11 protein-coding genes are annotated in these 11,985 nt (G+C 74.0%); 10 read left to right on the top strand and 1 reads right to left on the bottom strand.

Annotation, left to right across the window (positions count from 1 at the left end):
- Positions 1-96: 96 nt before the first annotated feature.
- On the top strand, positions 97-243 hold the full coding sequence (locus ADK60_RS44485; protein ID WP_159400293.1) for a hypothetical protein: 147 nt from the start codon (positions 97-99) through the stop codon (positions 241-243).
- Between the two features lie 66 nt (positions 244-309).
- Here ADK60_RS44485 and ADK60_RS04520 read toward each other — a convergent pair whose 3' ends face one another.
- A complete protein-coding gene (locus ADK60_RS04520; protein ID WP_053643396.1) occupies positions 310-2,115 on the bottom strand; it encodes a CocE/NonD family hydrolase C-terminal non-catalytic domain-containing protein in 1,806 nt (601 codons plus the stop codon).
- A 515-nt stretch (positions 2,116-2,630) separates the two neighbouring features.
- Between ADK60_RS04520 and ADK60_RS04515 the strand changes: the two genes are divergently transcribed.
- The 9 genes from ADK60_RS04515 to ADK60_RS04475 all read left to right on the top strand — a co-directional run bounded on the left by ADK60_RS04515 (position 2,631) and on the right by ADK60_RS04475 (position 11,846).
- Entirely contained in the window at positions 2,631-3,662 is a 1,032-nt protein-coding gene (locus tag ADK60_RS04515) for a serine hydrolase domain-containing protein (protein WP_053643394.1), read from the top strand.
- Between the two features lie 121 nt (positions 3,663-3,783).
- A complete protein-coding gene (locus ADK60_RS04510) occupies positions 3,784-4,926 on the top strand; it encodes a lysine-2,3-aminomutase-like protein (RefSeq protein WP_079008041.1) in 1,143 nt (380 codons plus the stop codon).
- Positions 4,919-6,109: a hypothetical protein gene (locus ADK60_RS04505; RefSeq protein WP_053643392.1), complete on the top strand. Its 1,191-nt coding sequence runs from the start codon at positions 4,919-4,921 to the stop codon at positions 6,107-6,109. The genes ADK60_RS04510 and ADK60_RS04505 overlap by 8 nt, the downstream gene beginning before the upstream one ends.
- A complete protein-coding gene (locus ADK60_RS04500) occupies positions 6,106-6,840 on the top strand; it encodes a class I SAM-dependent methyltransferase (RefSeq protein ID WP_053643390.1) in 735 nt (244 codons plus the stop codon). The genes ADK60_RS04505 and ADK60_RS04500 overlap by 4 nt, the downstream gene beginning before the upstream one ends.
- Positions 6,841-8,091, top strand: coding sequence for a preATP grasp domain-containing protein (locus tag ADK60_RS04495; RefSeq protein WP_053643388.1), 1,251 nt, complete (start codon positions 6,841-6,843; stop codon positions 8,089-8,091).
- The gene (locus ADK60_RS43010; RefSeq protein ID WP_053643386.1) at positions 8,091-8,657 is read left to right on the top strand and encodes an SET domain-containing protein-lysine N-methyltransferase; all 567 of its coding nucleotides are present in this window, start codon (positions 8,091-8,093) and stop codon (positions 8,655-8,657) included. Before ADK60_RS04495 ends, ADK60_RS43010 begins: the two co-directional genes overlap by 1 nt.
- A complete protein-coding gene (locus tag ADK60_RS04485; protein ID WP_053643385.1) occupies positions 8,654-9,814 on the top strand; it encodes a GNAT family N-acetyltransferase in 1,161 nt (386 codons plus the stop codon). Before ADK60_RS43010 ends, ADK60_RS04485 begins: the two co-directional genes overlap by 4 nt.
- The gene (locus ADK60_RS04480) at positions 9,811-10,593 is read left to right on the top strand and encodes an alpha/beta hydrolase (protein WP_053643383.1); all 783 of its coding nucleotides are present in this window, start codon (positions 9,811-9,813) and stop codon (positions 10,591-10,593) included. Before ADK60_RS04485 ends, ADK60_RS04480 begins: the two co-directional genes overlap by 4 nt.
- Positions 10,590-11,846 (top strand): MFS transporter, encoded by a 1,257-nt coding sequence (locus tag ADK60_RS04475; protein WP_045940095.1) that lies wholly within the window; start codon positions 10,590-10,592, stop codon positions 11,844-11,846. Before ADK60_RS04480 ends, ADK60_RS04475 begins: the two co-directional genes overlap by 4 nt.
- Positions 11,847-11,985 lie beyond the last annotated feature (139 nt).

Genomic DNA, 11,985 nt, shown 5'->3' with positions numbered 1-11,985 from the left:
CCTGGCCGCCGCCGTCCCGACCGAACGGGCACAGCCGCACGCCCGGTTCGATCGGGCCTTCGACGCGCTGCCGGGGCAGCCCTTAGGCTGGTGCGCGTGGAACGCGTGCTCATCACCGGGATCTCGGGGGCGGGGAAGACGACGATGGCGGCCCGGCTGGCCGTACTGCTGGACCTGCCCCGCTACGAGTTGGACGGCGACCTCACGGCCCTGACGCCGGTGCGGTCCGGCGCGACCTGCTGAGACCAGGAGGGTGTCGCGGCCGACGGGATCCGGCCGCGACACCCCTGTCCGGCGGGCGGCGGGGGCTCAGCCGAGCGGCAGCTCCAGGACGGCCTCCCCCTGGGCCGGGGAGGTGATCGTGGTGGTGCTGTCCGGCACGCCCGTGAAGGCGTAGAGCTGGTCGCGGCTGTTGACGACCAGGGCGAGACGGTGGCCGTCGGGCAGGTCGTAGGCGGCCGGCTGGAGCTTCCAGTCGAGGGTCCGCTCGGTGCCGGCGGTCAGACCCGTGGCGGTGAAGGGCTCGTGGGTGATGATCCGGGCGCTGCCGTCCGGGGCCACGTCGAAGAGGTAGGCGACCAGGGTCGCGGCGTCGCCCGCCTCCACGCGGACGGCGAGCCTGATCCCGGCGGAGCCGCGGATCCGGCGGCCGCCCGCCAGCGCCTCGGTCGACCACAGCAGCAGCCGGTCCCGCTCGAAGGCCGCCGGCCGGTACTCCTTCGGGGTGCCGAACCACTCCTTCTGGCCGGTGGCCATGATCTCGTCCATCGCCGTGGCGGCGGTCTCGTGGCCCGCGGTGAAGGCCCGGCTCCAGCCCGTCGAGGGCTTGTCGGACAGGGTGCCGTCGCTGCTGCCGCCGTTGCCGCCCAGGTACCAGGCCTCGCTGCTGACCGTGGCATCGGCCCAGGAATCGAGCGGTTCGCGCCGCGCCGGGGTGGTGATCAGCCGGCCGCCGCCGATGACCGGCGCGGTCTTGTAGGTGAACATGACCTGGCTGTTGACCACGGGCCAGTCCGGCACCTCGTTGGCCGCGCCGAGCAGGTGGTGGTCCAGCCAGGCGTACGCCTCCCGGATCGGCGTCAGCAGGCCGGGGAAGGGCAGTCCGGTCGGCACGCCGCTGATGCCGGTGCCCTCCGGGGCCCCGTGGTCGCCGATCCACAGGTTGAGGTGCTTCGGGACGGTGAGCTTCTCGAAGGTGTCGATCGCCTCGCCGACCGGGAACAGGCCCTCGTGCCAGGTGTTCGAGTAGTAGGTCGGGATCCCGCGCTCGTTGGTGAGGCCGACGTAGGTCTCCGGGGAGCGCTTGGTGCCCCACTCCACCACGCGGTCGAGGTTCTGCCCGTCCCGGAAGTCCTGGAGGATCTGCCGCGTCGGCTCGTCGAACTTCTCGTGCTCCTCGCCCCCGGTGAACCCGATCAGCAGGCGCACGGCCTCCAGGTGCCGGGTGCCGTGGTCGTAGAGGCTGGTGGCGAGGTTCCCCCAGGTGCTCAGCGCGGCCACGGCGGCGACCCGCTTGCGCGGGTCGTGCGCGGCGACCAGCTGGCTGATCCCCGAGCCGTAGGACAGGCCCAGGAAGCCGACCTTGCCCGGGGCGAGGTGCTCCTCCGCGTAGTCGATCACGAGCGATCCGTCCGCCCGGTCGACCGGACCGGCGACGTCGATGAACCCCTCGGAGGTGGACACCAGGCCCGGCGTGCCGATGCCCCGCGGGGTGTAGGCCAGCACGTGGTAGCCGCGCGCCGCCAGCGAGAGGTACCCGAAGACGAAGGGCAGCCAGCCGTAGGGATTCCAGCCGGCGGGCACGATCACCACCGGCCGCGACTCGGAACCGCCCTGCTTGATCGAGAACGCCGAGAGGCTGACGCCGTCCGGCGTGGTGATACGGGGGAGAGTGACCTCGGCACGCTGCCGTACGCCCGCGGCCAGCTCCCGCAGTTCCTCGGGGAGCGCGGCGTCCGCCCCGGCTCCCTGGACGGCCGCGAGGAGCGCCCTGGCGACGGCGAGCACGGACGGGTTGATGTCGAGGCTCGCACCGCGCCAGATGCCCTGGGTGGCGATGTCGGTGAGTGTCGCGTCGGTGACCGACGGGGTCGGCTCTCCACCAGCGGTAGTCATACGAAGCGCCCTTCTCTGATCGGCAGGGTGCCCGTGGCGGGCACCGTTCGGGCGAATCATGTTCCGGGACGGCGAGCGCAAACTGACGACCGGTCAGCTCCACCCGAAGGAGTGAACCCGGGCGACCTCGCGAGCGCCGGCGGCGGCAGCCGCCCCCACGGCCCTCCTCCGGTCGCACGGGCGGCGCGGTCCGTCCGGAGGGCCCCGCCGCCCGGCCGGTGACGGTAAAGGAATCCCCCTTCATCCGGCATTCATCGGCAAAATGCACAGCTCGGGATCGGTCATGAAAAGGGGCCCCTACGCACTGTTGTCATGGCAGAGTCGGGATGCGAGTATTGCGGCTGGGTGATCCGGGCACAGAGCGTCGAACTCCGGATGCCCTTGATCGTTGTTGCCGCATCGGCGAGCACGTCCACGGGGGTGGGACTTTCACACCGGGCATGGGGGTGAGGAGTGTGCGATCAAACGGAAGTAATCGTTCCGACCGTGCGGCCCGCGGGCCGACCCGGCCGGCGGTGCCCCGCGGCCTCGCGGAGGCGCTCCGCGCCGGCCACGCCGCGACCCCCCGCCAGCCCGGCGTCCTGGCCGCCCTGCGCGGCGAGGACTGGCACTGGGCCGGGGCGAGCGGCGTCGCGGATGCCGCCACCGGGCGCGAACTGCGTCCGACGGCGGTGGTACGGGTGGCCTCGGTCACCAAGACCTTCACCGCGGCCGCGGTGCTGCGGCTGGTGGAGCGCGGTGACCTGCGACTGGAGGAACCGGTCTCGGCGCTGGCGTCCGAGGCAGTCCTCGGGGCCCTCGCCGAGGGCGGCTACGAACCGGCGCGGATGACCGTGCGCCAGCTGCTCCAGCACACGGCCGGCCTGTACGACTGGGGAGGCGATCCCGCCTACGACGCGGAGGCGTTCGCCGATCCCAGCCACCGGTGGAGCCGTCTGGAGCAGGTGCGCTGGGCGGTCGAGCACGGGCGCCGACTCGCCTCCCCCGGTGCGGAGTTCCACTACTCCGACACCGGCTACGTGATCCTCGGCGAGGTGCTCGAACGTGTCACCGGGCGGCCACTGGCCGCCGCCTACCGCGAGCTGCTGCCGCTCCGGGAGCTGGGTCTCGACTCCGTCCACCTGGAGTCGCTGGAGCCCACCCCCGAGGCCGGCACGGACCGCGCCCACCAGTACGTGTCCGGCACCGACCTGCTGACCGTCGATCCGTCCTGCGACCTCTGGGGCGGCGGCGGACTGGTCTCCACCATGTCCGATCTGACCGCGTTCATCCGGGCGTTGTTCCGGGGCGGGGTCTTCGAGCGGCCCACCACGCTCGCGACCATGCTGGCGCCCGTCGCGGCGCGTGGCGCGGAGGGGCGCGGCATGGGGATCTACCGGATCCCGCTGGGGTCCGGGCGGTGGTGGGGCCACTGCGGCAGCTGGGGCGTGGTCATGGCGTACGAGCCCGACCGCGATCTCGCGCTCGCCACCACGGTGACGAGACAGCCCGAGGACCCGGACGAACGACTCCGCCCCGGGCGGGCACTCGTCCGGACGGCACGCTGAAATACCGGACAGTAAAAGCGCACCGAAATGTGCATCGAGAAGAACATGTCATTGATAACAGCCGGTCATTGATACGGGCGCTGGCATTGAATCCATGAAACCGCACAGGACAGGCGGAGCCATGCGTAATCGTCCCCGCACAATCAGGACCACCGAGTCCTTGTTGGAGAACGGCCTCATCGACGAGGAGAGCCTGCCGGAGATTCGCGATGTCGCGAAGCGGTACGCCGTGAGCATCACCGGGGTGATGCAGGAGCAGATCGCGCACGTCGACGATCCGGTCGCCAGACAGTTCGTCCCCACCGGGGCCGAGCTCCTCATCACCGCGGAGGAGCGCGCCGACCCGATCGGCGACGACCCCTTCACCCCGGTCAAGGGGATCACCCACCGCTACCCGGACCGGCTGCTGCTCAAGCCGATGCACCTGTGCCCGGTGTACTGCCGCTTCTGCTTCCGCCGCGAGGTGGTCGGCCCGGGCGAGGGGATGCTCGGCCAGGCGGAGCTGGAGGCGGCCCTCGACTACATCCGGGCCCACGAGGAGGTGTGGGAGGTCATCTTCACCGGCGGCGATCCGCTGATCATCGCACCCACCAAGCTCCGCCCGATCATGGCGGCGCTGGACGCGATCGAGCATGTGAAGGTGATCCGCTTCCACACCCGGGTACCGGTGGTCGACCCCGAGCGCGTCACCGACGAGCTGGTGGACGCGCTCGCCACCGAGACCCCCGTCTGGGTGGTGGTCCACACCAATCACAGCCAGGAGATCGGCGAGGCGGCGCGCGGCGCGCTGCGGCGGCTGAACCGGGGCGGCGTCCCGCTGCTCAGCCAGACCGTGCTGCTGCGCGGGGTGAACGACACCCCGGAGGCGCTGGAGGGGCTGTTCCGGACCCTGGTGGCCAACCGGGTGAAGCCCTACTACCTGCACCACGGCGACCTCGCCCAGGGCACCGGGCACTTCCGCACCACCGTCGCCGAGGGCCAGGAGCTGGTCCGGCGGCTGCGCGGGAGGGTCTCCGGCACCTGCCAGCCCACCTATGTGCTCGACATCCCCGGCGGCCACGGGAAGGTGCCGATCGGCCCCTCGTACCTGGAGCCCGGCGAGGAGACCGGAAGCGGTGGGAGCGAAACCCATGTCGTCACCGACCCGTGGGGCGAGCGCCACCACTACCCGCCGCGCGTCGCGGCGCCGACAGCACCGACCACGGCCAACGCCACGCCCACGGCCACCGCCACCGCCACGGAGGAGGACCCGACCCATGACTGAGGACCTCGCGTCCCGGTCCGCGCCCGCCCGCAGCCCCGGCGCCGTCGCCTTCGCCGACCCCGGGGGCGTCACCTCCGCGCTCACCTGGTCCGCCCCCGAGCTGACCGCCGGCCTGGCCTGGTCGGCGCTGACCCGCACCTTCGCCGCCGAGGCGGCCGGCCTGCTCGGCGACCAGGTGAAGCTGCACGTCAACGGGGAGCCGGTGGTGGACCGGGACCTCTGGCCGACCACCGACGCGGACGCCGCCGGACCGGCCGCCTGGCTGGACCGCCAGCACACCTTCGGTCCGGACGACGACCGCTTCGTCTACGCCCGCGCCGTGCAGGAGCACGACCGGACGCTGTTCCGCACCGTCGTCGAGCTGCTGGCGCCCCACCTCTGGCGCCTCGGGCTGCCGCCCGGCCATGTCGAGGTCGAGGTGTTCCACGGCGCCTACCGGAACACCCCGGGCGGCATCCACCGGGAGGGCTGCACCAACCTCCACCTCGTCCTGGCGGGCCGCAAGAGCATGCACTTCTGGCGGGGCACGGACTGGGTGCCGGCCGGGACGGCGCTCCGCGAGGACGTCGAGCCCGAGTCCGAACTCCCGGAGGAGTACCTGCCGGACCTCGACCGCCGCTCGGTGGTGGAACACGGCCACGCCCTCACCGCCACCACCGGCGGCGGCTTCTTCTGGCGCAGCGGCATCTGGCACGTGGGCGAGACCCACGAGCCGTCCGTCGCGCTGAACATCGCCTCGTACACCCGGACCCTGGACGTCGAGGCCAAGCTCCTGCCGCTGTGGGGCGACCGGCTGCACGGCGAGGTCCCGGCCGACTGGCTGGCCGACTACCGGGAGCACGTCCGGTCCACCGCGGACGACGCCGCCCTGCTCGCGCGGCTGACCGCGCTCGGCATGCGGCCGGCCCCGCCCGACGGGCCCGGCACCGCGCCCCGCTCCGTCCGCCGCGAGTCGACCGCGCCGGTGCTGTGGGCGCCCGCCGGGCCGGGGCGGCTGACCGTGGCGGCACTGGGCCGGGCCGCGGAGTTCGCCGACGGCCCGGTCCCGCGCGGCTGGCTGGACGCGGTACTCACGAACCGTCCCGCGGCGCACGGGGTGCCGCGGGAGTGCGGGCGGCTCGCCCAATGGCTGTGCGCACAGCGGATTCTCGAACCGATGCTCGAACCGATGGAGGCATCATGACCGACACGTCCCCCGCGGACACCTGGCAGCTCTCGGACACCGAGGTGTTCAGCAAGTACGGGGACGCCTTCGTCCCGCGCCGGGCCGAGCAGACCGCCGCGGTCTGCGACCTGCTGGCCGGCATCCCCGTCCCCCACGTCCTCGACCTGTGCTGCGGCGAGGGGCGCCTGTCCGAGGAGTACCTGCGCCGGGACCCGCAGGCCAGGGTCACCGTGCTGGACCGCTCCCCCGAGATGCTGGCCCTGACCGCGAAGCGGCTGGAGCCGTTCGCCGACCGGCACGACAGCATCGAGGCGGACATCGAGGACCGGCTGTGGCGCACCGGCGTCTACGGCGGCGTGATGACCTCGCTGGCGGTCCACCACCTCGACGGCGAGGGCAAGCGGGTGCTGTACCGGGACATCCACGCGATGCTCGCGCCGGGCGGCGTCTTCGTCATGGCCGACCTGGTGGAGCCCGCCGGTGCCACCGCCCGCACGCTGGCGGGCGACCACTGGGAGGAGGCGGTGCGGCGCGCCTCCGAGGAGCAGTTCGGCGGCGACGAGGCGGCCGTCGCGTTCGAGCGGACCGAGTGGAACCACTACCGGCTGCCCGGCCCGGACCCGGTCGACAAGCCGTCCTCGGTGGCCGAGCACCTGGACTGGCTGCGCGAGGCGGGATTCGTCGAGGTCGACGTGGTCTGGATGTACGCGGGGCACGCCCTGTTCACAGCGAAGCGGAAGGCGAACTGAGTGAACGAGCAACCGAGCCGCACGATTCTGGCCAACATCGTCAGCGAGATCATGGCCGAGCAGCCGACGGACGCCTACCGTCGGGCGATGGCCGCCGCGACCCCGCGCAAGCTCTGGCAGGCGCGGCCGGGCGACTGCGTGGTGATGCTGGCGCCGTGCACCCCGGCCTTCCGCGACTACGTGGCCGAGGTGGTCGGCCTGGACGTGGACCGGGTCGAGATCGTCGCCCCGCCGGAGGTCCGCGGGGTGCACGCGCTGGAGGTCGCCGCCGACCTCGGCGCGACCGAACGGATCGCCGAACGCCCCGAGTTGAAGCCCTTCGTACTGGACGGGCCGGTGCTGGAGTTCGGCCGCCGCACCGGGGTGCGGGTGCTGCCGTACACCCGGCTGCCGGAGGACGGCACCCTCGACGCGCTGCGCCTGATCAACACCAAGGACGGCTTCCGCCGGACCGCCGTCGGTCTGGGGCTGCCGGTCGCGGACGGCGGCTTCGCCGAGACCGCCGCCGAACTGGCCGCCGCCCTGGTGGAGTTCCTGGCCGAGCGGCCGGGCGCGATCATCAAGACCAACCGGGGCTCCAACGGCTTCGGCAACACCGTGATCCGGGCGAACGGGCCGGAGTCGGTCGAACAGCAGGTCCTGGACGCCGTGGCCGGGCAGCCCACGCGCGACTGCGGCTGGGTGTACGAGGAGTTCCTGCCGTTCACGGCGACGCCGAGCATGGAACTGGAGATCGACGACCGGGGCGCCACCCACTTCTACAGCTGCGACCAGCGCACCGTGAACAACGCCTGGACCGGCATGGTGACCCCGGCCGCCGAGGGCCCCCACCACGAGCAGTTGCGCGGCGCGGCCGAGGCCATCGGCGGCTGGCTGCACGGGCAGGGCTACCGGGGCATCTACGACGTCGACTGCGGTGTGTACGACGGCGGTTACGTCGTCACCGAGGCCAACGTCCGCCGCACCGGCGGCACTTACCTTGAGGAGCTGGCGCGCCGGCTCCGGCCGGGGGACTCCCCGGTGCACTGGCGGGCGGACGTCAGGATCGGCCCGGACGGACTGGACTTCGCGGGCGCAGCAGCGAAGCTGGCCTCGGCCGGACTCGCCGACCCCGCGGCCGACGCCCGGGCGGTGCTGACGGCGGACACCCGCTCCGTGGACGGCAAGTGGCGCTACCTGGTGGTGGGCCGGGACGACGGGGCCGTCGCCGAGGTCGAGCGGCAGCTGGAGCAGATCCTGGGGATCGGCTGATGCTGCACTCCGCCCTCCATCCCGGCTTCAGCGCGGTCGCGGGGACCGGCCTCGTCGCGCTGCGCGACATCCCGATGGGCACGGTGCTGTGGGGGCCGTGCCCGCAGTGCCGGACCTGGGACGCCGCCGAACAGCTCACCCTCTCGCCCCGGGTCGTCGACTGGCTGGACGAGTTCGGCTACCGGCTGGCCGACCGGAGCCTGCTGCTCCCCTGCCGGGGCGCCCACCTGCTCAACCACTCCTGCGAGGCCACCGTCCTGGACCACGGCCTCGCCGGGGGCCTCGCCGTCCGCGACATCCGGGCCGGCGAGGAGGTGACCGGCGACTACCGCACCTTCCGCTACGACGAGCCGTGGGAGTTCGACTGCCGCTGCGGCGCCGGGAGTTGCCCGGGGTCGGTGCGGTCCTCCGTCGGCGCACCGGCGGCGGAGCTGGCCGGGGAGTGGAACCGGCGGATGGCGCCGGCCCTGGCCGCCGCCGCCGGCGTGCCGCAGGAACTCCCGCTGCGGGCCGGCCAGGTGGACGGCGCCCCGGCGGGCCGTCGCGACCCGGAGGAGGCGCCGTGACCGCCCTGCGATCCGAAAGCACCGTCCGGGCCAGGCTGTTGAGGATCGAGGACGTCCCCGCCCGGTCCTGGCTGCCACTGCTGGGCGAGCGGGACCTCTTCCTGCTGCCCGGCTGGATGGAGGTCGGGCCCGGCACCTACGGCGGCGGCCTGCGCGACGCCCGGGCCGCCCTGGTCGACCGCGACGGCACGGCGGTCGCGGGCACGGCCGGCTGGCTCTTCGGGCGCGAGTGCACCGAGGACCTGTGCCGCCCGGACGTCCTGCTGGAGATCCCCGAGCCGCGCGGGGCGACGCTGTTCCCGACCCTGCTGGCCGGCGGCTGGTACGACAGCCGGGTCGCGCACCGTCCCGGCGGCGCCGCACCGGCCGAACTCGCGGCCGTGGTCGACTCCTTGGCGGAGTGGGGGCGCTCGGAGGGCGCCGCCTCGGTCTGCTGGCCCAGCGTGGACGAGCGGGAGCGGGACCTGGTCGCCCTCCTCGCCGAGCGCGGCTACCGGCGCTTCCCGCTGACGCCCCGGTGGGCGCTGGAGGGGCCGTGGACCGGCTTCGACGACTACCTGGACCGGATGACCAGCAAGCGCCGGGTCTCGGTGCGCAGCGAGCGGCGCCGGGTCCGGGAGGCGGGCATCACCTGCCGGACGGTGCCGCTCACCCGGGAGCTGGCCCGGCCGCTGGTGGAGCTGGCGGAGGAGAACGTGACCCGGCACGGCGGCCGGGTCGACCTCGACCGCTACGCCGACTGGGTCGCGGCGCTGACCGGGATCGAGGACGGCCGGGCCGAGGCCCACCTGGCCGAGCGGGACGGGCGGATCCTCGGCTGCGTGGTGTCCAGCACCTACGCCGGGCGGGTGTACGCGCTGTTCCCCGGCTTCGACTACGAGCAGATCTCCGGGCTGCCCGTCTACTTCGAACTCGCCTACTACCACCTGGTCGAGCACGCCGCCGCCCACGGCTACCACGCGGTGGAGTACGGTCCGGCGGCGGACGAGGCGAAGAACCTGCGCGGCTGCGTCGCCCACCGGCAGGCCCTGTGGATCCGGGGCCTGGAGCCGGCGGCGGAGCGGCTGGTCGCCGAACTCGCCGACGAGGCCACCGGTGGCGGCAGCATCGATGACGGCACCACCGCGGACAACGACCCGGCCGGGAGGAGCACATGAGCCCGCCGACCGTCGTGCTCGCGCCCGGCGGGCCCGGCCTCGGCGGCGAGACCCTCGCCGGGCTCCCGCTGCCGCCCGGCTGCCGGCGCCTGGTCGGGGCGGGCGGCTGCGGGCCGGGCGGCGACCCGTTCGCCGTCCAGACCGACCGGCTGCTCCGGCTGCTCGACACGGCCGCCGCCGAGGGGCCGGTCGTCCTGCTCGCCCACTCGGCCGGTGCCCGTCCGGCCCTGCGCGCCGCGGCCCGGAGCCCCGGTCGGGTCCGCGCGGTCGTGCTGCTCGCCGCCCAACTGCGGGACCGCACCGACCATCCCGAGCTGCTGCGGGAGCGCCTCGACGCGCTCGACGGCCCGCTGCGGGAGACCGCGCGCCGGGCCCGGGCGACCGCGCCCGACCGGGCACCGGCCGAGGACGACGAGCTGCGCGAACTCCTGCTCGCCGACCTGGCCCTCACCTTCCCCGCCCTCGGACCGCCCCAGCGCGGCTTCCTGGCCGCCTGCGCCCGCAGTTGGGACCTCCACGCCGTGCGCGCCGTGCTCTCCGGGCGGGTGCCCGAGGAGGACCTCGCGGCGACGGCCGCGCGGGTCGGCGCACCGGTCCTGGTCGTCAACGGCGAGCGGGACCCGTGGGCCGGCGCCCCGTCGGCGCACGAGCTGGCCGCGGCGCTGCCGGACGGCACGGCCCGGACGGTGCCCGGCGCCGGGCACGTGCCGTGGCTGGACGACCCGGAGGCGGTGGGCCGGCTGCTGGCCCGGACGGTGGAGGAGGCGGCGCCGGCGTGAGCTACCGCAAGGTCCTGGCGGACCGGATCTGTGCCCAGCTCGCCCTGTCGACGGCGGTCGGCCGGTTCGCCCAGGTGATGTTCGACGTCACCGTGGTGATCTTCGTGGTGCAGGACCTGCACCGCCCCGCGGCGGCCGGCCTGGCCGTCCTGCTGGCGACCCTGCCGGGTCTGCTGCTCAGCCCGCTGAGCGGCGGCTTCCTCCAGGGCCGCAATGTCACCGCGTGGATGGCGGCCGACTATCTGATCAAGGCGGCCGCCACGCTCGGCATCGCCTTCGGCGCATCGGCCGGCGGCGGCGGCATCTGGACCCTGTGGGGGCTGGCCCTGCTGTCCTCGCTGACCAGCGCCTTCGGCAATGTCGCCTTCCGCAGCTACGTCGCGCTCTCGCTGCCCGCGCAGCTGCGCGGGGCAGCCAACGGCCTCGATTCGATGATCTCGGGTCTGGCCGCGATGGCCGGACCGGCCCTGGCCGGGATCGCGGTCACGGTGTTCGGCGGGCGGCACAGCGTGGCGGTGGTCGGCGCGGCCTATCTGGCCGCGGCGCTGGTCGCGGCCGCCTCGGGGCGCACCACGCCGGAGGCCGGGGGCGAGGTCGGTCTGCGCAGTGCCGTCGAGGCCGTGCGCGGGATCCTGGTCCACCCCGTGCTGCGCGGGCTGACCGGGGTGTACTTCCTGTACCAGGTCGCGGTCGGCGTCCTCGTGGTCGCGTTGCCCCAGCTGGTCTCGGCCGGGTTCGGGGCCGCCCCCTCCTGGACCGGCACCAGCTGGTCGATCGCGGGGGCGCTGGGGATCGCGTCCTCGCTGGCCGCCGGGCACCGGATCGCCGACGGCGCGGAGCGCAGGTTCCTGATCATCGGCGCCGCCCTGACGGCGCTCGGCCTGGCGGGACTGTTCCTGCACTCCGCCGTGTTCTGGCTGGCTGCGATGTTCGTGCTGCTCGGGGTGGCGGTGGGGCCCATGGACGTCGGGCTGCTCAGTCTCCGGCAGCGGCTGCTGCCCGACACCGGGGCGACCGCGACCCTCGCCGTCTCCGCCAGTCTCAACATGGCCGGCTATCCGGCCGGGGCCATGGTCGGCGGTCTGGCGGCCGGTCTCGGCCTGGGCGCGCAGACCGGGGTCGCCCTCGGGTGCGCCCTGCTCTCGCTGGCCCTCTGCGCCCGGCTGCCGATGGTCTCGGCCGGGCCCGGGCCGGTCGGCGGGACGGCGCCCGGGGCGTCTGCTCGGGCCGCCGAGTCCTCGGCCGCCCAGTAGCGGTCCGCACCACCCCCGCCGGCCGGCCGATGAGGCCGGCCGGCGCGCGGCGCACCTCTCATTCGCTCTCGTTCCCTCTCGCACCTTTTCGCACCTTTCGACCTGTCACTTCCGATGGAAAGTCAGGACCATGGCGACA

It is taken from the genome of Streptomyces sp. XY431, from assembly GCF_001279805.1.
Taxonomy (GTDB): Bacteria; Actinomycetota; Actinomycetes; order Streptomycetales; family Streptomycetaceae; genus Kitasatospora; species Kitasatospora purpeofusca.
Note: the sequence above shows the minus strand (reverse complement) of the source record. Positions and strands in the feature narration are given on the sequence as shown.